Here is a 24592-nt window from a genome sequence, read left to right as displayed (position 1 = left end):
CCGGCGTCGCACCTCGGGTGGTGGGTCGATCCGGGTCAGTGTTAGCGCTAACACGTGGCACGTTGCTCAGCTTGCTCAGGCGTTCCCTGGTGATCAGTCCTCGATGGAGAGCCAGACGCGCATCGTCGAAGGCCCGCGGTTGGCCCAGGCGTGATATGCCACCAGCGGCACCTCGTCGAGCCGCTCATCCAGCAGACGAGCCGGCTCAGGGTTGACCCGGTAGGGCCAGTCGTCGTCGTCCGGGCGCACCCGCCGGCAGCGCACGGTGACCCTGCCGTCGACCACGCGGGGCGCCCGGCTGGTGTCGACGCGAAGCTCGTCGACGGTCTCGACGCCGGCGACGTCCACCGACTCCAGAGCGAGCACCACCGGGCCGCGTTCCACCGCGACACAGCCCCGCACGGCGTCGATGCGGGGATCCGGGTAGGTGAACCGCGGCACCATCGGCAGGGACAGGACGACCTCGTCGCCGCGCCGCCACCTGCGCCGCTCGGTCACCACGCCCGGACCGACGGGACGGGTGCCGCCGGCAACGGTGACCGTCGCGCCCTCGGCCGCCCAACCCGGCACTCGCAACGACAGCGACCAGGGCTGGTCGTCGTCGCTGTCGATGCGCACCCGGACCTGGCCGTCGTGGGGGTAGTCGGTCACGATGCTCAGGCGCCACTCCCGCCCGTCGGCGAGGCGGTGCTCGACCGTGCCGGGCAGGTACTGGTGCAGCTGGAGGCCGTCGTCGTCGGACGTCGCGACGTACGCCCCCAGGCTGGCCAGGGTGCGGGCGACGTTGGTCGGGCAGCACGAGACCTCGTACCAGGGCGCCCGCAGCGACGCCGCCGCGCGCAGGCTGGGCCGGTCGGCGTCGGGTAGCGTGCCCAGCTCCCGGCGGTGCAGCGTGTTGGTGTAGAAGAAGCTCCGCCCGTCAGCCGACGGCGAGGCCGACACGACGTTGAACAGTGTCCGCTCGATGAGGTCGGCGTACCGGGACTCACCTTCGGCGAGCAGCAGCCGCCAGGCGAGCATCACCGAGCCGACACCGGCGCAGGTCTCGGAGTAGGCCCGGTCGGGTGGCAGCACCCAGTCCCCGCCGAACGCCTCATCCTGGTGGCGGGAGCCCTGCCCCCCGGTGACGTACGTACGCCGTGCCACCGCGTTCTTCCACTGGTCGCGCACCGCCTCCAGCAGGCCGGCGTCCTTCAGCTCGACCGCGACGTCGGCGGCGCCGGCGGCGAGATAGTTCGCCCGCACCGCGTGCCCGCGCAGCACCGCCGCCTCCCGCACGGGAAGGTCGTCCTGGAAGTACTCCCGACCGAACTCCACATCGCTGAGCCGGCCGTGGCCCCTGCGGTCGACGAAGAGGGCGGCCTGGGCGAGGTAGCGGTCGTCACCGGTGGTCCGGGCGAGCTCCACGAGCGCGCACTCGATCTCCGGATGCCCGCACAGGCCGTCGACGCCGTCGGGCCCGAACGTCTCGCACACGTTGTCGGCGGCCTGCCGGGCGACCTCGAGCAGCCCGTCGTCGGCGCCGGGACGCGTCCGGGCGCGGGCCACCGCGGCCTGGAGCAGATGACCGACGCAGTAGAGCTCGTGGCCCCACTCGAGGTCGGACCACCGCGGCGCCTGCCCTCGACGACCGAACCTGGTGTTGAGGTAGCCGTCGGGCTCCTGCGCCGCGGCAACCCGCCGCACCACGGCTCGGAACCGCGACTCGAGCCCGGCATCGCCGGTCCGGCCGATCTCCCACGCCAGCGCCTCGAGGAACTTGTAGACCTCCGAGTCGGAGAACTCGCGTCCCCGGCGCTCGCCGGACAGGTCGCCCTGGGCGGCAAGGTCGAAGTTGCGGATCCAGCCCTCTCGCTCGAGCCAGTACTGGATGTGTTCCAGGCTCGCGCCGGCGTTGACCGACTGACGCTCGGCCCAGAATCCGCCGGTGATCCGGACCTCGCCCAACCCGAGCGGGCGAAGCCGGCCACGGGTCGGCAGGACGGGCGCGGCCGTGGGTGCCGTGCCGCTCATAATCATCCCTTCAGCGCGCCGGACATGAAGCCGCGCACGTAGTGTCGTTGGAGCAGGAGGAACAGGACGATGCACGGCAGGGCCAGCACGACGACGCCCGCTTCGGTCGCCCCGTAGTCGACGACGCCCTGTACCTGGCCGCGCAGGTTCGAGACCGCGAGTGGAAGCGTCATCCGCTCGGTGTCGTTGATGAGGATCAGCGGTGCCATGAAGTCGTTCCACGCGGCCAGGAACGCGAAGAGCCCGACCGTGATCAGGCCCGGCTTGACCGCGGGCAGCAGCACCCGCCACAACGCGCCGAACGACGAGCAGCCGTCGACCATCGCGGCCTCGTCGAGCTGGCGTGGCACCGCTTCGAAGGAGATGCGCATCAGGAAGGTGGAGAAGGGCAGCTGGAACATGGTGAGCACCAGGGCCACCCCGACGAGCGAGTTGTCCAGCCCCACCTCGTTGAGCAGCACGTAGAGCGGAATCAGCAACGTCGCGTACGGGACCATGAGGATGGCGAGCGTGACCAGGAACAGGATGTTCTTACCGGGGAAGCGGAACCGCGCGAACGCGTAACCGCCGAGCAGGGAGAGCAGCAGCGTCAGGGCGACCGTGAGCAGCGACACGAAGGCCGAGTTGCCGAGGTAGACCCAGATGCCGGCCTGGTAGTCGGCCAGGGTCCTGTAGTTGCCGAACCCCCAGCCGTCCACCTGGTTCGTGCCGGCCTGCGGGGCGACCGAGGCGACCGTGGTCCAGACGATCGGCGCCAGGAAGATCAGCCCCACCGCTCCGGTGAACACCCAGTACGGCGTCCGTAAAGCGATCCCGGCGATGGTGACGCCACTGGACCTGCTCCGGCCGGTCCGGGCCGTGCCGGGCGGGCGGGGCGCTCCGCCGACAGCGGTTGACGTGGCACCGGTGGCGATGGCCATCAGCTCTCCTCGGACCGGAAGGCGCGCAGTTGCAGCGCGTTGATGAGGATCAGGGCGAGCAGCACGATGACGGAGAGGGCCGCCGCCACACCGAGGTCGTTCTGGCCCTGGAACGCCATCATGTAGATCAGTTGGACGACGGTGATCGTGCTGCTGTCCGGGCCGCCCTTGGTGAGGATGTAGAACTGTTCGAAGGCGAGCAGGGAGCCGGTCACGCTGAGCACGGTCGTCAGCGCCAGCGTGGGGCGCAGCAACGGCAAAGTGATCTTCCGGAAGGTCTGCCACCGGCTGGCGCCGTCCGAGCGGGCGGCCTCGTAGACGTCCGCCGGAATGCCCTGCAGGCCGACGAGCATGAGCACCATGTAGAAGCCGGCGTAGCGCCACACGATGAGGAAGGTGGTGGAGAAGAGCGCCGCGTTCGGTGAGCCGAGGAACGTCACCCCGAGGCTCTCCATCAGGGGGGCCAGCGGACTCGCGTACGGCGAGTAGAGCACGTAGAACAGCAGCGACGCCGAGGCGAGCCCCAGGGCACTGGGAATCAGGAACGACGCGCGGAGCAGGTTGTTCCACCGGCTCGACTCCTGCACGAGCAGGGCCAGACCCAGCCCGAGGACCAGCAGCAGTACGGTCGCGAGCACGGTGTACTTGATGGTGAACACCACCGAGTCGGTGAAGAAGCGGTGGTCGATCGCCTTCACGAAGTTGTCGGGGGCGTTGATTCCCTGATCGCCCGTCAGCAGGGGCCATCTCGACACCGACATCTTGATCACGAGCAGCAGCGGCACAGCGAACAGCGCCACCACGAAGACCGCCGTCGGTGTCGCGTAGAGCCAGCCGAGCAGGGCGTGGCGGCCGCGGGAAGGAATGCGGCCGCGCGTCGCCACCGTGGGCGGACGAGACGGCGCGTTGACACTCATGGGAACCCCTCGTTCATTCGGCAGCGAGCAGATCGTCGACGCGTCGCGGGCAGGGCCCCGCCGCAGGCGTATGTCGGCCGATGAACCCATCGGTCGCCATACGCCTGCGTGCGGCGGCTACTGCTTGAGCACGCCGGTGATCTCGTCGTTGTCCTTGCGGACGTCGCCGCTTCCGTTGAGCACCTGATTGCGTACGAGGGTCAGCCAGGGGCTGCTCGGCGCGTTGAACGCCTGCTGGAAGTTCAGGGCGACGGGCGTGTCTCCCTTACCGGCCACCTCGTTGATGGTGACCAGCCGCGGGTCCTCGGCGGCGTACTTGTTGTTCGCCAGGTCGGAGCGCGACACCACGTCCTTGTTCTTCGCCAGCACCTCGACCTGAGCGTCCTCGGACATCATCCAGCTCAGGAAGTTCCAGGCCTGCGCGGCCTTCTTGGAGTCCTTCGAGACGCCGATGCCGTCCCCGCCGACGAACGTGGAGGCCCCACCGCTCGGGCCGGGGATGCCGGCGACACCGACGTCGAACGGGGTCGACGAGAGCAGCGTCGCCGGGTAGAACATCAGGCCGACCTTGCCCTCGGTGAACGCGGCCGTCCAGGTCGGGCCGGTCTCGTCCGCCGAGGCGGGCAGCACGGCACCGGACTTCCACAGGTCCTGCCAGGTGCGGTAGACCTTCTGGGCGGTGTCGTCGGCCAGCTTGGACTCCTTGCCGTCCGCGCTCAGCACCTCACCCCCGTCGGCCCACACCGTCGGGAACCAGGTGAAGACCAGGCACCCACCGCAGTTCAGACCGGCCGCCGTGCCGTAGACGCCGTCCTTCTTCGTCGCCTGGACCGCCTTGGCGGCGGCGGCGTACTCCTCGAGCGTCGCCGGAGCCTTCTCCGGATCCAGCCCGGCCTCCTTGAACAGCTGCTTGTTCCAGAACATCATCGACAGGTCCAGCACGAAGGGCAGCACGTGCGCCTTACCCTCGACCGTGCCGGCCGACAGGTGCCCCTTGTTGATGGTGTCCTTGAAGCTGAGGCCGTCGATGTTCGCGCTGAGGTCCTGGAACAGCCCCTGGTTCACCCAGTTCGGCACGTAGACGATGTCGGCGGCGAAGAGGTCCGGAAGGCCGCCGGAGCCCGCCGCCGCACCGACCTTGGCGACGTAGTCGTCGTTGGGTACCACGGTCAGCTGGACCTTGTTCTTGTGGCTGGCGTTGTACGCGTCGACGAGGAGCTTCGCCTGCTTCTCCAGCGGCGCACGGGTCCACAGGGTGAGTTCACTGCCGTCGTCGACGCCATTGGGTCCGGCCTCGGCCGCACTCGAACCGGCCGGGTCGTCGCCGCTGCACGCCGCCACGCCGACCGTCAGCGCCGCAACGAGGACTCCGGCCAACGACCGCAGGGCAGTTCGCCTGCCCAGAGGTCTTGTCATGGTTCTCTCCTAAGGTTCGTCGTTCACCGGGAGCCGCTGCGCGGTCCCGCCGAGCCGATGTCTCGTGTTCGTCACTTCGTGTTTCTCGATGAGGTGGAGCTGTCGCCGCTGCGTCAGTCGGCAGCAGGCGCTGTTGCGGCGGCCGCGCTCGGCGGACCGGCGGTGATCGGTCGCGGTGTCGCTTGGCGCGCTCGGCGCCCCGCCAGGTCGCCCGTCGGTGAGTTCATCGCAGTGGAAGCTGAAGGCCTGGCCGGCCGGGTCGCGGCTTTCGCCGGTAGCGGCCGGAATCTCGTCCGTTCGTTTGTGGACGGCCTGGCCGTCCACCACACCGCCCGGGCCTCGAGCTCGACGGCTCGACCGGACAGCGCACCACAGTCGACGCCCCGCCCTTGCCAGCGGAGTGAGCGATAACAGCGGGCGACGGCATCGGTGGCTCCTCACAGGGGTAGCGCGAGGCCAAGGCGGGGGTTCCCAGGCCGTTGTGAGTGGAGTCACAGATGATGTTAGCGTTAACTTCGCTGTCGTCAATACTTGGTGACGTGATTGTTTCCGGCAGATTGCGGCCGGGAAATCCGGGGCGGACGCGCCCACCGGAGCAGCACCCGGGACGCGGTTTACCGGTGCGCTCGAAGCGTCTCGCGCCCCGATCGGCGCGGCGAATTGCTTAGGCTCACCGCATGGCAGGCATCGCCCAGCTCAGCGGCATCGCCCTGGAATGCCCCGACCCGGCCGCGCTGGCGGCCTTCTACAGTGCCGTCACCGGCTGGCCGATCGTGTACGCCGCCCCGGACTGGTACTCGATCGGACCCAGCGAGGATGCCGCACTGCACCTGTCGTTCCAGTTGGCGCCCGGCCACCAACCGCCGACCTGGCCCGACCCCGCCTCGTCCATGCAGTTCCACCTGCACCTGCGCGTCGACGACGTGGCGGAGGCCGAACGGAGGCTCGTCGAACTGGGCGCGACGAGGTTGGCCGAGCAACCCGACCTCGCAGACGTCCGGGTCCTGGCGGACCCGGCCGGTCATCCGTTCTGCCTCTGCCCCCGCCGGGCGACGCCCGAGGCGGCCAGCTGAACCCTGGCTCTCATGGGTAGTCGGCGAGGGTGGGTTTGTCGGGCTTGCCACGGCTGGCGGGGCTGGGCCAGGCGGCGGCGGGGCAGGTCGGTGCGCCGGTGGCGGTGCAGCCGTTCTGTTCGCGCCTGCGGCGCCACTGCTCGTGCGCGGCGAAGACGCGGTTCAGGCCGTCGTGCTCGGCGCGTAGCTCCAGGAACTCGTCGAGCAGGTCGAACAGGGTCTCGACGGCGCGGGCGTCGAGGTCGGAATCCAGGTCGCGGAAGGGCTTGGGGCCGATGGGCTCGGTCAGGTGGGCGACGATGCTCCACCAGACGTGGTTGTCGAGGCCGTCGGCTCGCGTCACCAGCCACGGCTGGAAGCCGGTCAGCAGGCTCCGGGCGTTCGCCTGGTCGCATCCTTCGACGAAGGCCACGACGCAGGCGAAGTCGGCTCGGATGAGCCACATGCCGGGACGTCTGCGGATGTCGGCGAACAGGTCCCGGTAGTTGGTGATCGAGATCGGCACAGCCGAATTGTGCCTGGCGGCGGCCCCGTCCGGGCGGTGGCCTGGCCGCGGCTGTGGCGCATGCCGCGACCCGACCTAGGACAGTCGCTGCGCCCGGTGCAGGAGCCGCTGCGTGACCACCACCAGAGCGAGGAACGCGCCGCTGACGACCTGCTGGAACGACGAGGTGAGCACGCCGATCTGGTTGATCAGGCTCTGGATGACGCCGAGCAGCAGCACGCCCGCCATCGTGCCGGTGAGTCCACCGGCGCCGCCGGTGAGCAGCGTGCCGCCGATCACGACGGCGGCGATGACGTCGAGTTCCATGCCGACGCCGAGGATCGTGACGCCGGAGGAGAGCCGGGCGGCGTTGAGCGCGCCGGCCAGCCCGGCCAGCAGACCGGAGATGAGGTAGACGAGGACCTTGACCCGGGTGACCGGCACGCCCATGAGCACAGCGGCCTCCTCGCTGCCGCCGATGGCGAACACGTTCTGCCCGAAGCCGGTGCGTTGTAGCAGCACCCCGCCCAGCAGGACCAGGGCCAGGGTGATCCAGACCGGCACGGTGAGGCCCAGGAAGGCCGCCTGGCCCAGGGCGCTGAAGGCGTCGTCGCGCACCAGGTAGGTGTTCGCCCCCTCGTCGGAGATTGCGAGCATGAGGCCCCGCATGCCGAGCAGCCCGGCCAGGGTCACGATGAACGGCGCCATGCCGGTACGCGCCACGATCAGCCCCTGGATCAGCCCGATCGTGCCGCACACCGCGAGCGGCAGCAGCAGCGCGACGAGCAGCCCGTACCGGGAGCCGTAGGCGGCCAGCACCCCGGCGAGCACGAAGGACGAGCCGACCGAGAGGTCGATGCCGCCGCTGATGATGACGAAGGTCATCCCGATCGCGACGATGGCGAGGAACGACGACGACACCACGATGTTCGCAGCGTTCTGCGGGGTGGCGAACGAGTCGAACGTGGCGGCTCCGACCAGGACGGTGACCGCCAGCACGACGAGCGCGCCGTGGTGCTGCAGGAGGTGACCGATCCGTTCGCGGCGCAACGCGCCCGGTCCGCGTCGGGCGTCGGCGCCGGTGTCCGCGTCGGCGATGGTGGTGGTCATGCGCGCCTCCCTCGAGCGGCGTAGACGGCGGCCAGGATGATGACCGCCTGGGCCATCTGGGTCCAGGACTGCGGCAGGTTGTGCTTGATGAGCGTGGCCTGGAGCAGCTGGATGAGCAGGGCGCCCATCACCGTGCCGAGGACCCGGACCCGACCGCCGGTGAGCGGGGTGCCGCCGACCACCACGGCGGTGATCGCGGAGAGCTCCATCAGCAGGCCCAGGGAGGTGGGGTCGCTGGCCTGCAGCCGCGACGTGGCGAGGACGCCGGCCACCGCGGCGAGCAGGCCGGAGATGACGTAGACGGTGACCAGGATGCGCCGTACCGGTAGGCCGGACAGCCGGCTCGCGGCCCGGTTGCCGCCCACGGCCACGAGTTGGCGGCCGAAGGTGGTGCGCTTGACCAGGAACGCGACCAGCACGGTGAGCACCGCCGCGATGACGACCACGAGCGGCAGGCCGAGCACCGACCGGCTGCCGAGCGTGATCAGCGTCGGGTTGCGGAACTCGGTGAGCTGCGGCACCAGCACGTTCGCCAGGCCGCGTACGCCCACCAGCAACGCCAGCGTCGCCACGATGGGTTGCACCCCCACGTACGCGACCAGCGCCCCGCCGCCCGCGCCGACGGCCGCGCCGGCGATCAGGGCGGCGATGATCGCGACCGGGGCGCCGTATCCGAGGTAGAGCACCACCATCGCCGAGGCGAGGGCCATCACCGAACCGACGGAGAGGTCGATCCCCTCGGTGCCGATCACCAGCGCCATGCCCAGCGAGGTGATCACGATGGGCGCCACCTGGATCAGCTGGGTCCGGAAGTTCGCCACCTCCAGGAAGTGCGGTGTGAACGCCACGTTGAAGAGCAGGAGCGCGAGCACCGACGCGTACACGCCGTACTCCTGCAGCCACGCGAGCAGGCGTACGCGCCCGCTCCACGCGCGCGGCGCGGCCGCGGTCTCAGCCATCGGTCTCTCCCGTCGCGGCAATCGTCGCCATGATCGCTTCTTCGGTCACCTCGTCACCACTCAGCTCGCCGGCGACCGCGCCGTCGCGCAGCACGACGACCCGGTCCGCGCCCTCGACGAGTTCCTCCAGGTCGGAGGAGATCAGCAGCACGCCGAGCCCTTCGGCCGCCAGCTCGTCGATGAGCGCCTGCACCTCGGCCTTGGCGCCGACGTCGATGCCGCGGGTCGGCTCGTCGAGCAGCAGCACCTTCGCGCCGGTGGCCAGCGACCGGGCCAGCAGGACCTTCTGCTGGTTGCCGCCGGACAGCTCGGAGACCTTCTGGTGCGGCGAGGCGGCCTTGATGCGCAGCCGCCGCATGAAGCTGTCGACGAGCCGGTCGATCCGGGCTTCGGACACCACTCCGGAGCGGGACAGTCGGGGCAGGGCGGCCAGCGCGATGTTGTCCCGGACCGACAGGGTGGGCACGATGCCCTCGGCCTTGCGGTCCTCGGGGACGAGGCTGACGCCGGCCCGGATCGCCGCGGCCGGGGAGCCGCGCCGTACCTCCTGCCCGGCCACCGTCACGGTGCCGCCGTCGACCGGGAGAGCCCCGGCGATCGCCTTGGCGGTCTCGCTACGTCCGGCGCCGAGCAGCCCGCCCAGGCCGACCACCTCGCCCGGGCGTACCTGCACGGACACGTCCTGCAGGACGGGCCGGCGGGACACCGAGCGGGCCTCGACCAGGGGTTCACCGGCGGCGGTGGTGTGCTCGCCGGAGAACTTCGTGGCGCCCTCCCGCCGGATCTCGGCCGGGTCGCGGCCGAGCATCAGCGCGACGAGGTCCACCCGCGGCAGTTCGTCGAGCGGCCCGGCGTGCGCAACCCGGCCGTCGCGCAGGACGGTGACCCGGTCGCAGATCCGGTACAGCTCGTCGAGGCGGTGGCTCACGTAGATCACCGAGATGCCCTGGGCCCGCAGGTCGGCGATGACGCCGAAGAGGGTGTCCACCTCCCGCGGTTCCAGCGCCGAGGTGGGCTCGTCCATGATCACCACGCGCGCCTCGACGGAGACCGCGCGGGCCAGGGCCACCATCTGCTGGGTGCCCATGCCGAGCGAGCGAAGCGGCCGGCGTACGTCGGTGCGGATGCCGTACCGGGTCATCACCCGCTCAGCCTCGGCGTGCAACCGCGCCGTGTCGATGACGCCGAACCGGCTGCGGGGCTCCCGTCCGAGCAGCAGGTTCTGTGCGAGGCTCATCTGCGGGACGAGGTTGACCTCCTGGTAGATGGTCGAGATCCCGGCCCGTTGGGCGGCGAGGGGGTTGTCGTAGCTCACCGGCTCGCCGTGCAGCAGCAGCGTCCCGCGGTCCGGCCGATGGACGCCGGTGAGCACTTTGATGAGGGTGGACTTGCCGGCGCCGTTCTCGCCGACCAGGGCGTGCACCTGCCCCGCGTCGAGCCGGAAGGACACGTCGTCGAGGGCGAGGATCCCGGGGAATCCCTTCGAGATTCCCCGGGCCTGCAGAACCGCGGTGGCCATCAGTAGGCGTTCCCCAGGCTCTCCTTGGCGTTCGCCGTCGTGTACTCCCGGTCGCTGATGATGACCGTGGCCGGGATGCCCTCCCCGTCGAGGAACTTCTGGGCGGTGGAGAAGGCGAGCGGCCCGAAGCGCGGATTCGATTCGACGACCGCGGCCAGCCAGCCGTCGACGATGCCCTGCACGGCGGCACGGGTGCCGTCCACGGACACGATCTTCACGTCGCCGGGCGACTTGCCCGCGCCCTTGAGCGCCGTGACGGCGCCGAGCGCCATCTCGTCGTTCTCGGCGTAGATGCCCTTGGTGCCGGGGCGGGACTGGATCAGCTGCTCGGTCACCTGCTGGCCCTTCTCGCGGGTGAACTCGCCGGTCTGCTCGAAGGAGATGGTGATGCCCGGCGCCTTCTGCTGGATCTGGTCCTTGAAGCCCTTGGTCCGGTCGGTGGTGACGTTGTTGCCGGGCGCGCCGAGCAGGATCGCGACGTCGCCCTGGCCGCCGAGGGCTTCGATCATCCGGTCGGCCGCCCGCTGGCCCTGCTGGTAGAAGTCCGAGCCGATGAAGGTGAGGTAGTCGGTGCACGGCTGAGCGTTGATCTTGCGGTCGATGGTGATGATCGGGATCTTCTTCTCCGCCGCCTGCCGCAGCACCGGCTCCCAGCCGTCGGAGTTCAGCGGCGCGATGACCAGCAGCTTGGCGCCCTGGGCGATGAGCTGCTGCACGTCGGAGATCTGCTTGGAGAACTGGGACTGCGCGTTGGTGACGCGCAGGTTTGCGATGCCCAGCGTGGCGGCCTCGTCCTTGATGGACCTGGTCTCGGCGATCCGGAACGGGTTGGCTTCCTTCTCCGACTGGGAGAAGCCCACCACGTCCTTCTTGAGGTCGAACGTCTGCCCGCCGAAGCTCTGCAGGGTGCAGGTCGGACCGGTGGCGCCCGAGCTCTGCACGACCTGGTTGCCCGCGCTGCCGGCCGGCTCCGGCGTGCCTGCGCCATCCTCGCTCTTGGCGCAGGCCGCGGTGGTCAGGAGGGCGGCCAGCGCGACCGCCACCAATCTGGATGTCCTGGACATGGCGTTTCCTTCCGGAGACGGGGTTGTCAGTCGCGGAGAGGTGATGCGGGGGCGGCCGTCGCCGCGGCGAGCACCGCTGCGGCGACGGCGGTGCGGCGGATTCGCCTCACCGGAGCCCTCCGGAGGAGTAGAGCTGGCCGACCTCGGCGGCGGACAGGGGGCGGTCGTAGACCCGCACCTGGTCGATCGCGCCGCGCCAGTAGTCGACCGGGCCGCCGTTGAACTTGGCCCGCCCGATGACGGTCGGCCCGTCGGACGCCTCGCCGAAGCAGGAACTGGCCGTGCCGGCGGGCTGCCCGTCGACGTACAGCGTCAGCGTGCCGGCGGCGGCGTCGCGCACGCCGACCAGGTGATACCAGCGGCCCGGCTCCGGTGCGCTCGGCGCGAGCGCCCGGACCCCGGCGAAGCTGAACGCGAACCGGTTGTCGGCGCCCGAGTACTGCAGGAAGAAGGCGCTGTGGTTGTTGCCGTCCTGGCTCACCGCGGTGGCGAAACCACCGAGGCTGTCCAGCTTGACCCAGGCCGAGGCGGTGTAGTTGCCGGTGGTGTCGAGGATCGCGGCGCCGGTGTCGACGTACTGGTTCGCCCCGTTGAGCTGCACGGCGCCGCCGGTGCGCCCGGTCGTCCAGGTCGCGCCGTTCACCAGCGTCCCGTCGTGCTCACCGGCCCGGTCGTCGGTGACCGTGCCACTGCCCTCGTCCAGCGGCCACCAGCCCACTCCGGTGAGGCCGGGCGTGCCCGGCGGCAGCTGCGGCGCGTCCCCGCCGGTGCCGTCCACCGAGCGGACGATGGCCCGGTTGATGTCCCGGACCCGGTCGAAGTCCATCTTCTTGATCTGGCGGTCGTAGGTGTAGAAGCCGTTGACCTCGTGCTCCACGTCCGTGGTCTGGGTGTAGACGGCGCCGGAGAGCCCGCACCGGTTGGCCACGGTCAGCAGGTCACGCTGGTTCTCCACGTAGCGCCGGGTGAGGGTGGCGCTGTCCGGCGTCATCTCGTAGCCGTGCCCCTCGCCGAACCACATGTGCCCGGGCACCTCCAGTCCGAGCCCTCCGTGCTCGCCGTCCACGGCGACCCGGTCCCCGCTCGGCGTCGGCGAGGCGGGGCCGAGGTACTGGTGGAAGTCGATGATGTCGCCGCGTCCGGAGTCGCCCTTGGAGTCACAGCAGTTGACCCCGCTGTGCGCGTTGACCATCCGGCTCGGGTCCTGGACGCGCAGCTCGTCGGCGATCCGCCCGGTGGCCGTACGGTCCCACTCGCCCCAGCCCTCGTTGAACGGCACCCAGACCGTGATCGACGTCCAGCTCTGGTGCTCGGCGACGATCTCCTTGAGCTGCCGCTCGAACTCCTGCTGCGCGTCGACCGGCGGGATGCCGCCGGTACGCATGGACGGCATGTCCTGCCACACCATCAGGCCCAGCCGGTCGGCCCAGTAGTACCAGCGGTCCGGCTCCACCTTGATGTGCTTGCGGATCGTGTTGAAACCGAGCCGCTTGGTCTCGGCGATGTCGAAGCGCAGCGCCTCGTCGGTCGGCGCCGTGTAGATGCCGTCCGGCCAGTAGCCCTGATCCAGAGTGGACATGTTGAACAGGATCTTGCCGTTGAGGGCCAGGTGGAGCTTGCCGTCGGCGCCCCTGACCTTGCTCACCTCGCGCATGCCGAAGTAGGAGTCGACCTGGTCGACCACCTTCCGGCCGTCCAGCACCCGCACCTTCAGGTCGTAGAGGTACGGGGAGTCGGGCGACCAGAGCCGCGGCTTCGGCACCGGCACGCGCAGCTCGGTGCCGGCCGGGCCGGACGCGCGACCGACGACCTTGTTGCCGGCGTACGCGACGGCTTCCACCGTACGACCGTTGCCGCCCGCGACCTCGGGGGTGACCCGCAGGCTGGCGTCGTCGAGATCCGGCGTCATCGGCAGCCGCTCGACGTGGCTCGCCGACACCGGCTCCATCCAGACGCTCTGCCAGATGCCAGACGACGAGGTGTAGAAGATGCCCCGGTCCGGCACGTTGCGCTGCTTGCCGACCGGCTGCCACGTCTGGTTGGTGCGGTCCTCGACGCCGACCAGCAGCTCCTGGGCGCCGCGGCCGCGCAGGGCGTCGGTGACGTCGACGCTGAAGCTGTCGTAGCCGCCGCGGTGGGTGGCGACCTGGACGCCGTTGACCCAGACGGTGGCGTCGTAGTCGACGGCGCCGAAGTGCAGTCGCAGCCGCTCGGCGCCGCCGACCCGCCAGTTCGCCGGCACGTCGAACGCGCGCCGGTACCACATCCGGTCCTCGTGCCGCTGAATGCCCGACAGCGCCGACTCGATCGGGTACGGCACGAGCACCCGCTCGCTGAGCTGCTCCCCGATCGGCGGGGCTTCGCCTTCGTGCGCCCCGGCGAACTGCCAGACCCCGTTGAGGCTCGCCCATCTCGGGCGGACGAGCTGCGGGCGGGGGTACTCGGGAAGCGCGTTGTCTGGTGACACCTGGTCGGTCCAGGGGGTGGAGATCGGCGGCGTCCCCGGTTGCCAGCTGGCCTGCGCGTGCGCGACGCCCGGCACGCCGGCGACGACGCAGGCCGCGGCGACCAGCGCGGTGACTGCTTTCCTCATCGTTCAGGGCCCCTTTCTCACGAGCGTGGCGTGAGAGGGCAGGCCGCAGCGCCCGGGCACCTGACCGGGTGGAAAACCGGTCGGGGTCGGGTGGCGGTCTGCCGGAAATCGTTGAGAAACAATCAATCACCGTCACGATCCCAAGTCAATACCGTTCGATCAGTTCCGATCAGAAACGATCCCGAAACGTGGTCACCAGGCGCGGAGGCGGCACCGAGTACGATCACAACCAGACCGACTCGTTCACGAGGAGAGGACCACGTGGCACCTGGCGACGACGCCCGGACGGCGACCGAGGGCCGGCGCACCATGTTCGCCGCCGAGCGCCGGCAACGCATCCTCGAGCTGATGCACGCCAACGGGGCCGTCTCGCTCCGGGACATCGCCCAGGCCGTGCAGTCCTCCGAGGTCACCGTCCGGCGTGATCTGCGGATCCTGGAAGCCGACGGGCTGCTCAACCGCCATCACGGCGGCGCCACCCTGCCCGGCGCGCTGGCCACCCTGCCCGGCGCGCTCTCCCGCGAGCCGACGTACGCCCAGAAGGCCCAGCTCGCCGCCACCGAGAAGGCCGCGATCGCCGAGCTGGCGGCCTCCCTCGTCGAGGACGGGGACGCCATCGTCGTCGGCGCCGGCACCACCACGCAACTCTTCGCCCAGCAGCTCACCCGGCACGCGGAGCTCGCCGTGGTGACCAACTCGCTGCTGGTGGCCCAGGCGCTCGCCAACGCCCCGCGGGTCGAGGTCGTCCTCACCGGCGGCACGCTGCGCGGCGCCATCCTCGCGCTGGTCGGCAGCGCCGCCGAGCGCTCACTCGCCGGTCTGCGGGTGCGTCGCGCCTTCATCTCCGGCAACGGGCTCACCGCCGAACGCGGCGTCTCCACGCCGAACATGCAGGTGGCCAGCGTCGACCGGGCCCTCGCCGCGGCGGCCGAGGAGATCGTCGTACTGGCCGACCACACCAAGATCGGAGTCGACACCATGGTGCAGACCGTCCCCACCGACGAGATCGACCACCTCGTGACCGACGACGCCGCCCCGCGCGACGTGCTCGACGAGCTGGCCAACCGGGCCGTCCGGCTGCACGTCGCCCGCCCCTGACGTCTTTACCTTTCCACCCGCCGTACGCAATCATTCGCCTCAATCGGCTCGCCGGTCGCTGCGAGGAGGCACCGTGGCAGGCACGAGCACCGTCATCGAAGCCGCCGGCGTCGTCCGGGACTTCCCCGGCACCCGCGCGCTCGACCACGTCTCGTTCACGCTTCGCCGGGGCGAGGTGCACGCCGTCCTCGGCGAGAACGGCGCCGGCAAGTCGACGCTGGTCAAGGTGCTCTGCGGCATCGACCCGCCGGACGCCGGGATACTCCGGCTGCGCGGAGCGCCGGTACGGTTCGCCTCACCCCGGGACGCCGAGCGCGCCGGGATAGCCGCCGTCCACCAGGAGGCCAACCTCGTCCCGCAGATGAGCGTCGCCCGCAACCTGTTCCTCGGCCACGAGCCGCGCCGGCTCGGCCTGATCAGCGTCGCGGCGATGAACGCCCGGGCGGGCGACATCATGACCGGCTGCGGCCTGCGGATCGACGTACGCCAGCCCCTCGAGTCGTTCGACGGCGGGATCCGCCAGCTGGTCGCGGTGGCCCGCGCGGTCGCCATGGGTACGTCGGTGATCGTGCTCGACGAGCCCACGGCCGGCCTGGACGACGAGCAGGTCGACCGGCTGCTCACCATGCTCGACACGCTGCGGGCCCGGGGCCGGTCGATCGTCTACGTCAGCCATCGCCTCGCCGAGATCGAGCGGATCTGCGACCGCGCGACCGTGCTGCGCGACGGCCGCGTGGTGCACACCGGTCCGCTCGCCGGCCTGGATCGGATGCGGCTCGTGTCGCTGATGCTCGGTCGCCGGGTGGCGCTCGGGACGCCCAGCCCCGGAGGCGTGGCCACCGAGCCGGCCGACCCGCCGATCCTGCAGGCCACCGGCCTCACCCGTCGCCACGTGCTCGGCGGTGTGTCGATCAATCTCCGGCCGGGTGAGGTGGTCGGCCTCAGCGGGTTGCTGGGCGCCGGCCGCAGCGAGACGGCGAAGGCGATCGCCGGCGCCATGCCGCTGGACGCCGGTCAGGTGACGGTTTCCGGCGCCCGGCTGCGCCGGCGCTCCATCGCCGGCGCCGTCCGCGCGGGCGTCGGGCTGCTGCCGCAGAACCGTACGACCGAGGGCATCATCGCCTCGCTGTCGGTACGCGACAACATCGCGCTCGCCGCGCTCCCCCGGCTCTCCCGCGCCGGCATCGTCTCCGACGCCCGCCTCGACCGGATCGTCGACACCTTCATGCGCCGGCTACGGATCAAGGCGACCAGCCCGGGCCAGCCGGTCGGTGAACTCTCCGGCGGCAACCAGCAGAAGGTGCTGCTGGCCCGCTGGCTCGCCACCCACCCGCGGGTGTTGATGCTCGACGAGCCCACCCGGGGCATCGACATCGGCACCAAGTCCGAGGTGCGGTCCCTCATCGACGATCTGGCGGTGGACGGGCTCGCGGTGATGCTGATCTCCTCCGATCTGGAGGAGCTCGTCGGTTCCTGTGACCGCGTGCTGGTGCTGCGGGACGGCGCCGTCGCCGGGCAACTGACCGGCCCCGACGTCACCGAGAAGAACATCATGGCGCTGCTCGCGGCGAGCTGAGCACCGCGGTCACTAGGCTGTAGCGATGCAGCGGGCGGTGTGCTGGAGCGACCTCGATGGCTGACGCCGACGACGTGCGTCGGCTGGCGCTGGCGCTGCCGGACGTGGTCGAGATCGACAGCGCGGGCTTCGACTTCCGGGTCGCCGACAAAGGTTTCGTCTGGTCCTACCCGGAACGCAGACCCGGAGCCGCACGCCGCATCCGCACCGACATCGCCGTGCTCTACGTCGGCGACGAGGCCGAGAAGCAGGCCCTGCTCCTCGGCGAGCCGGAGGTCTTCTTCACCACTCCCGCCTATGACGGGCTGCCCCTGGTGATGCTGCGGTTGGCGCAGGTGAGCGTCGAGCGTCTGACGGAACTCGTCACCGACGCGTGGCGCATGCGCGTCCCGGGCGGTTGACGCAGGCCCTTACTCAACGGCTCAGCGCGGTCTCCCGTTCCACCCGCGACAGCTTCTCCGGATTGCGGACGTAGTAGAGCCCGGTGACGAGGCCGTCGTCGATGCGCAGGGCCACGACGCCGTCGATCTCCCCGTTGAGCCGCATGATCAGAGCCGGGCAGCCGTTGACCTGTACCGGTTCGAGCGACGCCTGGCCACCGACCCGGCCCACGCCGGCGGCCAACAGGCGGGCCACCTTGTCGGCCCCCACGACCGGCCGCGGCACCGCCTGCTTGACCCCGCCGCCGTCGCTCAGGGCGACCACGTCCGGCGCGAGGACGTCGAGCAGGCCCTGCAGGTCGCCCGTCTCGACCGCCCGCTGGAAGGCCTTGAGCGCGGCCCGCGTCTCGGCCGGGGAGACCACGTCCCGCGGGCGGCGTGCGGCGACATGCGCCCGCGCCCGGTGGGCGATCTGCCGGACCGCGGCGGGGCTCTTGTCGACGGCTTCCGCGATCTCGTCGTACCCGAGGTCGAACACCTCGCGCAGCACGAACACCGCCCGCTCGGTCGGCGAGAGCGTCTCCAGCACCAGCAGCATCGCCATCGAGACGCTGTCGGCGAGCGCGACGTCCTCGGCCACGTCGGGCGCGGTCAGCAGCGGCTCGGGCAACCAGGGGCCGACGTACGTCTCCTTGCGGCGGCCGAGCGTACGCAGTCGGGTGAGCGCCTGCCGGGTGGTGATCCGGACCAGGTAGGCACGCTGATCCCGCACCGCGTCGAGGTCGACGCCCGCCCAGCGCAGCCAGGTCTCCTGCAGGACGTCCTCCGCGTCCGCCGCCGAGCCGAGCAGCTCGTAGGCGACGGTGAAGAGCAGGTTGCGGTGGGCGACGAACACCGCGGTGGCGGGGTCCGGGCGGCGGTCCTCGCTCATAGCCCCACCGAGGTCCGCGTGCTGGCCATGCTGGCTCCTGTCGTCTCTTTCCCGTGCCGGTCACCCACCAGACGCCGGCCCGCGCCGTTCTGTGACACCGCGCCGGTAGGGGTCGGTTGGCCGATTCACGGCGTGGCGCCGCTTGACCTTGACACAGTGACAAGGTCTTCACTGTGCCGAGGAGGTGGTCCCGATGACCAGGCCACAGGAGGACACGGTCGCGATGCGCGCTCTCCAGGCGCTGGAGAGCGGCAGCTCGTCGGTGCGGCTGCAGGCGGCGCTGGCGGTCGGCACGGCCCCTGACCCGCGGTTCATCGACAAGCTCGTCGAGCGGTGCGCGATCGAGCCCGACTTCTACGTGCGCGAGATGCTCACCTGGGCACTCACCCGGCACGCACCGTCAGTGACGGTCCCGAAGCTCGTCGGCGAACTGCGCTCCGAGCGCACGCAGGCACGAAGCCAGGCGTTGCACACGCTGTCCAAGATCGGGGATCGACAGGCGTGGCCGGCGATCACCCCGGCGCTGCTGACCGACGCCGACGACGAGGTGGCGCGCAGCGCCTGGCGAGCAGCGGTCGCACTCGTACCGGAAGGTGACGAAGCCGAGTTGGCCGCAGTGTTGGCGACCCAGCTCGGGCGCGGCGAGCGTACGACGCAGTTGAGCCTCAGCCGGGCGCTGATCGCGCTCGGTGAGGTGATCATGCCGCGGCTGCGCGCCGCGATGACCGATGCCGACCCTCGCCGGCGTGAGCACGCGATCGCCACGGAACGGCTGTTGCGCGACCCTGATGCCGGATTCGAGCTTGCGATCGAGGAGGCGAAGCGCATCGTGGCCCTCGGCAGGACCGCCCAGGAGGGGTGACAGCCAGTGTTGATCGGTGATGTGGCACGACGGTCCGGGGTGAGCGCCCGCATGCTCCGGCATTACGACTCGCTCGGCCTGGTGCGGCCGACGGGCCGTACCGAGGGTGGCTATCGCGAGTACTCCGGCGAGGACATCCGGCGGATCTTCCATATCGAGAGCCTGCGGTCGTTGGGGCTGTCGCTGCGTGAAGTCGGGCGCGCGCTGGATGATCCCGGCTTCACGCCCTCGGAGCTCGTCGATGACCTGATCCGCCAGACACGCGAACGCATTGCCGGCGAGATGGAGCTGCTCACCCGACTCCGTCGGATCGGCGCCGCGGAGCCTGCCGGTTGGGAGGACGTCCTCCAGACCGTCGCGCTACTGCAGGCCCTGGGGTCGGAGAGCGCCGGGAAGCGGCAGCGTGCGGCCCTGTCCTCGGTCGAGCGGGTTCCGGTGCCGGTGGAAGCTCTGGTCGAGGCGGCGTTGAGCGAGTCGGACCCGAACGTCGCCGGAGCCCTTCGATGGGCTCTGGCGCAATCGGGCGACAGCGGCTTGGCGCTGCTGGCGGAGGGCCTCGGCGCACCCGTGGCCGAGGTGCGGGACCGTGCCGTCCGGGCCATCGCCGAGATTCCGGACGGTGCGGCGACCGCGCTGCTGCGGGACGCCCTCACGAACTCCGACCTCGTGGTCCGCAGGTGTGCGGCGCTGGCGCTCGGGGCACGTGGAGTGGTCGCGGCTGTCCCGACGCTCATCGACATGATCGTCGAGGAGAGGAATGACGTCGATGCAGCCGATGCGCTGAGCGCGCTGGCGAGTGATCCCGCGTCGGCGGATCAGATCGTCACCCGGCTCGTCGATCGCCTCGCCCACGGCACGACTGATTCGTCTGCACGCCGGCGGCTGACCCAGGCGCTCGCGGACATCCCGGGGAGCACGGCGTCGCGTGCCCTCGCAGATCTGTCCCATGACGAAGACCGCGCCGTCGCGCTCACCGCGGCCTACATTCTCGACCTACGGAACGCGCGATAACGGTTGGAGCTGGCGCTCCCTACTCTTCCGGGACGCCGGGACCGACCTCGCCGCGACTCAGGTGCTCGGCGTTGCGGTCGGCTTCGCTGTCGGCGTGCTCGGCTCCGGCACCCGGGTCACTGGTGCGCCGCCCCTCGGCATCCTGATACAACGCGCCGGTCTCGAGCGCGTCCTCCTGCCGCCGCTGACTCTGCTCAGGGTTCGTCACAACCGCCCCATTACCCCTCAGTCGCACCAGCAAACGAACGCACAACCGTGGCGTCGGTGGTCAGCGCTGGGAGAGCCGCGCGGCCAGCTCCGCCCGAAGCTGGTCGATCCCCTGCCCGGTCAGCGCGGAACCCGGCACCGCGTCCGGATACGCGCGGCACAGGGCGTCGACCCACTCCGGTGGCGCAACGTCGATTTTGTTGAGCACCAGCAGCTCCGGCACCTGCCCGGCACCGATCTCGTGCAGCACTCCGTGGACGGTGGTGATCTGATCGAGGGCGTCGGGCGCGGAGGAGTCCACCACGTGCATCACCAGATCGCTGCGGCTCACCTCCTCGAGCGTCGAGCGGAACGCGTCGACGAGCTGGTGCGGCAGATGCCGGACGAAGCCGACGGTGTCGGTGACGGTGTAGGTCAGCTCGCCGGTGCTGATCCGCCGCACCGTCGGATCCAGGGTGGCGAACAGGACGTCCTGGACCTGGGCGTCCGCGCCGGTGAGCCGGTTGAGCAGCGCGGACTTGCCGGCGTTGGTGTAGCCGGTGATGGCGACCGAGGGCACCTGATTGCGAGCCCGGCGGACCCGTGTGCGTTCCCGCCGCCGGCCCAGCTCGGCGGCGTTGCGGCGCAGCCGGGAGGCCCGCTGCCGCAGCGTGCGCCGCTGCGTCTCCAGTCGCATCTCGCCGGGACCGCGAACACCGATGCCCGCGCCGCCGGCGACTCGGCCACCACCCACCCGGGACATCGACCGGCCGTCGCCGCGCAACCGGGGCAGTTGGTACGCGATCTGCGCCAGCTCAATCTGCACCCGACCCTCACTGGTCCGGGCGTGCTCGGCGAAGATGTCGAGGATCAACGCCGTACGGTCCACCACCCGCACGCCGACCCGCTCCTCCAGGTTGCGCACCTGGCCGGGGCTCAGCTCCCCGTCGGCGATCACCAGCTCGGCCTGGACGCGCTCCGCCGCCGCGGCGAGTTCGTCGACCTTGCCGGAACCGACGAAGGTGGCCGGGTCGGGCCGGGACCGGTTCTGCACCACGGCCTCCGCGACGGCGAGGCCATCGGTGTCGGCGAGCCGGCGCAGTTCCGCCAGGGACACGTCGCTGCCGGGGCCGCTGCCGTCCGCGTTCTCCTCCTGCTGATGCACCGCCACCAGCACGGCCGTGGGTCGGCGCCCCGCGGGGCCACCGTCGGGGCCGAGCAACCACGATCCCGCCATCGTCCACCTCACCTCATGTCCGGTGGACTTCGAGCTACCCCCGACCCCGCCAACCATGCCGGTCACGTCGCTCCGCCGGGCGCGACCCCTGCGACTGATCACGACATACAGGTTCACAGCAGTTGTTACGCCGCAAGGCGGCCGTCGCCGTTGGGCGGGGCTGTCAGTCGAGGGGCCCGCGACGCACGCCTGGGACGGTGGGCCACTCGACCCGCCGGCGCAGCCGCCGCAGCCACCCGGGCGCACCCCACCGCGTTGTGCGGGTTCGGGTGGGTCGCTGGCCCGCCCGCTCCGCCGTGAGGCCGGCGCGTCCGAGCAGCCGGATCAACAGCCAGCAGAACACCGCCAGCGTGCCGAACAACGCGACCGTCACGATCCGCCAGGGCATGCTGTTGACCTGCAACATCTCCGGCAGGAGCGCGGCGACGCCGGCCACCGCGGTGATCGAGAAGAGCCATTGGAGCCGCTGCTGGAACAGCGCCGTCTGCAGCCCGAAGAGCTGGCTGAGATTGCTGCGGAGCAGTTCCAGACGCTGCCGGGCGGCCGCCAGGTGCCGGGTCACCCGGAGCCCTTCGATCAGGAAGGTGGCGACCGCGATCCGTACCGGATCCCGGTACATCAGGTCCACGTTGCCGACTTCGGCCAGGCCCCGGGCGAGTTGCAGTTGCACCCGCGCGAGCTGGGTGATCCGAGCGCCGAGGGAGTGCCCGGGCCCGACGAGTTCGTCGCGGTCGTTCGGATCCACCCCCACCCAGAGTTGGCAGAAGAACCACTGCGCATGGATCTGCCCGTACATGTCCTGGACCAGCCGCAGGGCCGCGGAGCCGCCCTCGACTCCGTCGTGCAGGACGGCCACCGTCGACCATCCGGTGGTGCGCACCACCAGGCCGCGTAGTCGCAGCGGCCCGTCGTCGGTCGTCGCGCCGGTGGCCTCCGGGAGGGTGGCGAGCCGCAGCAGCGACTCGACGAGGGGTGCGCCGTCGTCCCGCTCGGGGCCGCGTAGCACGAAGAACTGCCGCATGTTCTGGAACGGATAGCACCGCTCCCGCGGCTCGAATCCGGCCGAACCCTGGAGGATTCCGCGGATCGCCTGGACGTAGGCCGAGACGGTCAGCCCACCCGGTTCGGGCGTCTCGGCCTCGACCGTGCGCAGGTGCCCCGCCAGGTTGGACGGGAAGGTGTCCAGGTCACGCAGATAGCGGAAGTAGTCGAGGGTGTTCTCGTGGACCAGGTCGTCGTAGAACCGGCAGATGTCCTCGGTGCTCACCGGTGGCTCCGGTGCGGCGAACCGCAGGTCCACCGAGAGCACCCCGAGCGCCGGATAGATCACGATCTGCGTGCTGGTGTCCCACGTGGTGCGCCCGATCCGCACCGCCGACGTGCCGAGGGAGAGTTGCAGCACCGGTGGATGGGTGGCGAGGTACGAGATGTTGTAAGCCCGGGTCTCCTCGTGCTCGACCACGTCGACCGTGACAGCGCCCAACCGGGCCAGCAGCGGGATCACCGGCTCCATGTCCTGCACCGTGCCACCGAGGTCGAACTTGACGGGCACGTAGATGTGGTCGATGTCGAGGCTCACTGGATCATTGTCACCGCCAGCCCGATCCGCTTCTGCCCCGTCCATGCCGCCTCCAAAAGGGACGCACGCGACCTCTGTTGTGGATCGGGCGGGTTTGCTGCGACTATTGGTAAAGAGTCATTACAGTTAGTCCGGGTATCGCCGCAAGACTCGCAACTTGCTCAATTCGCTTAAGTCCGATATTGACACATGATCCGGACAGACATAGCGTGTCATCGATCGTTGCGCCCCGTCTCGACACCCCAGCGCGACGACAACCGAGAGGACGCGCCATGATCGCCCGTACCCGCAGCACCGTGACCCGAAGATTGGCCCAGTTCCTCGCGCTCTGCCTGGCGCTGGCGACCGTCTTCGCCCAGCCCGCCCACAGCAGCGCCCGGGCCGCGGCCCCGGCCTTCAACGTGATCGCCTTCTACAACGGCACCTGGGACGCGGCCCACATCAGCTTCGTTCGGGAAGCCAACCAGTGGTTCCCGCAGCGGGCCGCGGAGTACAACTTCTCCTACACCGCCACCAACGACTGGAGCCGGCTGAACACCGCCAACCTCGCCCAGTACCAGGTAGTGATCTTCCTCGACGACCTACCGCCGGCCGCCCAGCGGCCCGCCTTCGAGCAGTACATGCGCGGCGGCGGCGCCTGGCTCGGCTTCCACGTCTCGGCGTACACCGACAACCCGGGCGGCTGGGACTGGTACCACAACCAGTTCCTCGGCACCGGCGCGTTCCAGACCAACACCTGGGGGCCGACCACCGCCACGCTGCGGGTCGAGAACCGCACCCACCCGTCGACCGTCCGATTGCCCGCCACCTTCACCTCGTCGGTGAGCGAGTGGTACAGCTGGAGCCGCGACCTGCGGACCAACCCGAGCATCAACATCCTGGCCTCGGTCGACCCGAGCAGCTTCCCGCTGGGCACCGACCCGAACCAGACCTGGTACAGCGGCTACTACCCGATCATCTGGACCAACACCAACTACAAGATGCTGTACGCGAACTTCGGCCACAACGCCATGGACTACGCCAACAACGTGCCGCTGTCGTCCACGTTCGCCAGTGAGGTGCAGAACCGGTTCATCATCGACGGGCTGCTCTGGCTCGGCGGCGGTGGTGGCACCACTCCCCCGCCCACCGACCCGATCTCCCCGACCGCCTGGTACAGCCTGGTCAACCGGGGCAACGGCAAGTGCGTCGACGCCCGCGCCGCCGGCACCGCCAACGGCACGGCGATCCAGCAGTACGCCTGCAACACCAGCTTCGCCCAGCAGTACCAGTTCCAGCCCACCAGCGGCGGCTACGTCCGGGTGAACAACCGAAACAACAGCGCCCGGGCGCTGGACGTGACGAACGTGTCCACCGCCGACAACGCGCCGATCCAACTCTGGACCTACAGCGGCGGCAACAACCAGCAGTGGCAGGCGGTGCCGGAGACCGGCGGCTACTACCGGCTGGTCAACCGGCTCAGCGGCAAGTGCCTGGACGTGCCGGGTGGCTCCACCGCCGACAGCGTCCAACTGGTGCAGTACGCCTGCAACGGCACCGCCGCCCAGTCGTTCCGCCTGCAACAGCGGTAGCCCCGACACCGATCGGGCCGGTCGCCGGGCGCCCTGCGCGCCCGGCGACCGGCGTCCGTCGCCGCCTAATGTCCCTCGCCGCCTCGCGGCCTG

At 70.5% G+C, this 24592-nt stretch carries 21 protein-coding genes; 7 read left to right on the top strand and 14 right to left on the bottom strand.

Annotated elements, in window-relative coordinates; translation table 11 throughout:
- Positions 1-93 precede the first annotated feature (93 nt).
- From ACIP9D_RS21745 to ACIP9D_RS21730, 4 genes are all read right to left on the bottom strand, one after another.
- Complete coding sequence (locus ACIP9D_RS21745; RefSeq protein ID WP_350873861.1) at positions 94-2013, bottom strand: beta-L-arabinofuranosidase domain-containing protein; 1920 nt, start codon at positions 2011-2013, stop codon at positions 94-96.
- A gap of 2 nt (positions 2014-2015) precedes the next feature.
- Entirely contained in the window at positions 2016-2933 is a 918-nt protein-coding gene (locus ACIP9D_RS21740; protein ID WP_350873860.1) for a carbohydrate ABC transporter permease, read from the bottom strand.
- Positions 2933-3850 carry a sugar ABC transporter permease gene (locus ACIP9D_RS21735; RefSeq protein ID WP_350873859.1) on the bottom strand — a complete coding sequence of 306 codons (918 nt, stop codon included), beginning with the start codon at positions 3848-3850 and terminating at the stop codon, positions 2933-2935. Before ACIP9D_RS21735 ends, ACIP9D_RS21740 begins: the two co-directional genes overlap by 1 nt.
- A 117-nt stretch (positions 3851-3967) precedes the next feature.
- Positions 3968-5266, bottom strand: a complete 1299-nt coding sequence (locus tag ACIP9D_RS21730) for a sugar ABC transporter substrate-binding protein (RefSeq protein WP_350873858.1) — start codon at positions 5264-5266, stop codon at positions 3968-3970.
- A gap of 677 nt (positions 5267-5943) precedes the next feature.
- Here ACIP9D_RS21730 and ACIP9D_RS21725 point away from each other — a divergent pair.
- Positions 5944-6339: a VOC family protein gene (locus ACIP9D_RS21725; protein WP_350873857.1), complete on the top strand. Its 396-nt coding sequence runs from the start codon at positions 5944-5946 to the stop codon at positions 6337-6339.
- A gap of 10 nt (positions 6340-6349) precedes the next feature.
- Here ACIP9D_RS21725 and ACIP9D_RS21720 read toward each other — a convergent pair whose 3' ends face one another.
- The 6 genes from ACIP9D_RS21720 to ACIP9D_RS21695 form a co-directional block, all read right to left on the bottom strand.
- A complete protein-coding gene (locus tag ACIP9D_RS21720; RefSeq protein WP_350873856.1) occupies positions 6350-6844 on the bottom strand; it encodes a hypothetical protein in 495 nt (164 codons plus the stop codon).
- 75 nt (positions 6845-6919) lie between these two features.
- Positions 6920-7933: an ABC transporter permease gene (locus ACIP9D_RS21715; protein ID WP_350873855.1), complete on the bottom strand. Its 1014-nt coding sequence runs from the start codon at positions 7931-7933 to the stop codon at positions 6920-6922.
- The gene (locus ACIP9D_RS21710) at positions 7930-8892 is read right to left on the bottom strand and encodes an ABC transporter permease (RefSeq protein WP_350873854.1); all 963 of its coding nucleotides are present in this window, start codon (positions 8890-8892) and stop codon (positions 7930-7932) included. Before ACIP9D_RS21710 ends, ACIP9D_RS21715 begins: the two co-directional genes overlap by 4 nt.
- Positions 8885-10411 carry a sugar ABC transporter ATP-binding protein gene (locus ACIP9D_RS21705; protein WP_350873853.1) on the bottom strand — a complete coding sequence of 509 codons (1527 nt, stop codon included), beginning with the start codon at positions 10409-10411 and terminating at the stop codon, positions 8885-8887. Before ACIP9D_RS21705 ends, ACIP9D_RS21710 begins: the two co-directional genes overlap by 8 nt.
- Entirely contained in the window at positions 10411-11475 is a 1065-nt protein-coding gene (locus ACIP9D_RS21700) for an ABC transporter substrate-binding protein (protein WP_350873852.1), read from the bottom strand. The genes ACIP9D_RS21705 and ACIP9D_RS21700 overlap by 1 nt, the downstream gene beginning before the upstream one ends.
- A gap of 106 nt (positions 11476-11581) precedes the next feature.
- Positions 11582-14068: a LamG-like jellyroll fold domain-containing protein gene (locus ACIP9D_RS21695; RefSeq protein ID WP_350873851.1), complete on the bottom strand. Its 2487-nt coding sequence runs from the start codon at positions 14066-14068 to the stop codon at positions 11582-11584.
- A gap of 261 nt (positions 14069-14329) precedes the next feature.
- Between ACIP9D_RS21695 and ACIP9D_RS21690 the strand changes: the two genes are divergently transcribed.
- The 3 genes from ACIP9D_RS21690 to ACIP9D_RS21680 all read left to right on the top strand — a co-directional run bounded on the left by ACIP9D_RS21690 (position 14330) and on the right by ACIP9D_RS21680 (position 17143).
- Entirely contained in the window at positions 14330-15166 is an 837-nt protein-coding gene (locus ACIP9D_RS21690; RefSeq protein WP_350873850.1) for a DeoR/GlpR family DNA-binding transcription regulator, read from the top strand.
- 73 nt (positions 15167-15239) lie between these two features.
- Positions 15240-16742, top strand: a complete 1503-nt coding sequence (locus tag ACIP9D_RS21685) for a sugar ABC transporter ATP-binding protein (RefSeq protein ID WP_350873849.1) — start codon at positions 15240-15242, stop codon at positions 16740-16742.
- 56 nt (positions 16743-16798) lie between these two features.
- Entirely contained in the window at positions 16799-17143 is a 345-nt protein-coding gene (locus ACIP9D_RS21680) for an MmcQ/YjbR family DNA-binding protein (RefSeq protein ID WP_350873848.1), read from the top strand.
- 13 nt (positions 17144-17156) lie between these two features.
- Here the strand turns inward: ACIP9D_RS21680 and ACIP9D_RS21675 are convergent, their stop codons facing one another.
- The gene (locus ACIP9D_RS21675; RefSeq protein ID WP_350873847.1) at positions 17157-18053 is read right to left on the bottom strand and encodes an RNA polymerase sigma-70 factor; all 897 of its coding nucleotides are present in this window, start codon (positions 18051-18053) and stop codon (positions 17157-17159) included.
- 193 nt (positions 18054-18246) lie between these two features.
- Between ACIP9D_RS21675 and ACIP9D_RS21670 the strand changes: the two genes are divergently transcribed.
- Both ACIP9D_RS21670 and ACIP9D_RS21665 read left to right on the top strand, forming a co-directional pair.
- Positions 18247-18915 (top strand): HEAT repeat domain-containing protein, encoded by a 669-nt coding sequence (locus ACIP9D_RS21670; protein ID WP_350873846.1) that lies wholly within the window; start codon positions 18247-18249, stop codon positions 18913-18915.
- Between the two features lie 6 nt (positions 18916-18921).
- Entirely contained in the window at positions 18922-19926 is a 1005-nt protein-coding gene (locus ACIP9D_RS21665) for a HEAT repeat domain-containing protein (protein WP_350873845.1), read from the top strand.
- 19 nt (positions 19927-19945) lie between these two features.
- Here the strand turns inward: ACIP9D_RS21665 and ACIP9D_RS21660 are convergent, their stop codons facing one another.
- The 3 genes from ACIP9D_RS21660 to ACIP9D_RS21650 all read right to left on the bottom strand — a co-directional run bounded on the left by ACIP9D_RS21660 (position 19946) and on the right by ACIP9D_RS21650 (position 22928).
- Positions 19946-20134: a ribonuclease gene (locus ACIP9D_RS21660; protein ID WP_350873844.1), complete on the bottom strand. Its 189-nt coding sequence runs from the start codon at positions 20132-20134 to the stop codon at positions 19946-19948.
- A gap of 60 nt (positions 20135-20194) precedes the next feature.
- Positions 20195-21349 (bottom strand): GTPase HflX, encoded by a 1155-nt coding sequence (gene hflX, locus ACIP9D_RS21655; RefSeq protein ID WP_350873843.1) that lies wholly within the window; start codon positions 21347-21349, stop codon positions 20195-20197.
- A gap of 163 nt (positions 21350-21512) precedes the next feature.
- Positions 21513-22928 (bottom strand): hypothetical protein, encoded by a 1416-nt coding sequence (locus ACIP9D_RS21650; protein WP_350873842.1) that lies wholly within the window; start codon positions 22926-22928, stop codon positions 21513-21515.
- Between the two features lie 272 nt (positions 22929-23200).
- Between ACIP9D_RS21650 and ACIP9D_RS21645 the strand changes: the two genes are divergently transcribed.
- Positions 23201-24499, top strand: coding sequence for an RICIN domain-containing protein (locus ACIP9D_RS21645; protein ID WP_350873841.1), 1299 nt, complete (start codon positions 23201-23203; stop codon positions 24497-24499).
- The last annotated feature ends 93 nt before the right edge of the window (positions 24500-24592 follow it).

This window comes from Micromonospora sp. NPDC093243 (assembly GCF_044753725.1).
GTDB lineage: Bacteria > Actinomycetota > Actinomycetes > Mycobacteriales > Micromonosporaceae > Micromonospora.
The sequence above is the reverse complement of the archived record's forward strand: the minus strand, read 5'-3'. Positions and strand labels throughout refer to the sequence as shown.

What these genes read in the sequence shown, in the direction of transcription:
- ACIP9D_RS21675 (WP_350873847.1), bottom strand. Translation starts at nt 18,053, where the DNA reads ATGAGCGAGGACCGCCGCCCGGACCCCGCCACCGCGGTGTTCGTCGCC.
- ACIP9D_RS21735 (WP_350873859.1), bottom strand. Translation starts at nt 3,850, where the DNA reads ATGAGTGTCAACGCGCCGTCTCGTCCGCCCACGGTGGCGACGCGCGGC.
- ACIP9D_RS21645 (WP_350873841.1), top strand. Translation starts at nt 23,201, where the DNA reads ATGATCGCCCGTACCCGCAGCACCGTGACCCGAAGATTGGCCCAGTTC.
- ACIP9D_RS21670 (WP_350873846.1), top strand. Translation starts at nt 18,247, where the DNA reads ATGACCAGGCCACAGGAGGACACGGTCGCGATGCGCGCTCTCCAGGCG.
- ACIP9D_RS21740 (WP_350873860.1), bottom strand. Translation starts at nt 2,933, where the DNA reads ATGGCCATCGCCACCGGTGCCACGTCAACCGCTGTCGGCGGAGCGCCC.
- ACIP9D_RS21710 (WP_350873854.1), bottom strand. Translation starts at nt 8,892, where the DNA reads ATGGCTGAGACCGCGGCCGCGCCGCGCGCGTGGAGCGGGCGCGTACGC.
- ACIP9D_RS21745 (WP_350873861.1), bottom strand. Translation starts at nt 2,013, where the DNA reads ATGAGCGGCACGGCACCCACGGCCGCGCCCGTCCTGCCGACCCGTGGC.
- ACIP9D_RS21680 (WP_350873848.1), top strand. Translation starts at nt 16,799, where the DNA reads ATGGCTGACGCCGACGACGTGCGTCGGCTGGCGCTGGCGCTGCCGGAC.
- ACIP9D_RS21700 (WP_350873852.1), bottom strand. Translation starts at nt 11,475, where the DNA reads ATGTCCAGGACATCCAGATTGGTGGCGGTCGCGCTGGCCGCCCTCCTG.
- ACIP9D_RS21705 (WP_350873853.1), bottom strand. Translation starts at nt 10,411, where the DNA reads ATGGCCACCGCGGTTCTGCAGGCCCGGGGAATCTCGAAGGGATTCCCC.
- ACIP9D_RS21730 (WP_350873858.1), bottom strand. Translation starts at nt 5,266, where the DNA reads ATGACAAGACCTCTGGGCAGGCGAACTGCCCTGCGGTCGTTGGCCGGA.
- ACIP9D_RS21715 (WP_350873855.1), bottom strand. Translation starts at nt 7,933, where the DNA reads ATGACCACCACCATCGCCGACGCGGACACCGGCGCCGACGCCCGACGC.
- ACIP9D_RS21725 (WP_350873857.1), top strand. Translation starts at nt 5,944, where the DNA reads ATGGCAGGCATCGCCCAGCTCAGCGGCATCGCCCTGGAATGCCCCGAC.
- ACIP9D_RS21695 (WP_350873851.1), bottom strand. Translation starts at nt 14,068, where the DNA reads ATGAGGAAAGCAGTCACCGCGCTGGTCGCCGCGGCCTGCGTCGTCGCC.
- hflX (WP_350873843.1), bottom strand. Translation starts at nt 21,349, where the DNA reads ATGGCGGGATCGTGGTTGCTCGGCCCCGACGGTGGCCCCGCGGGGCGC.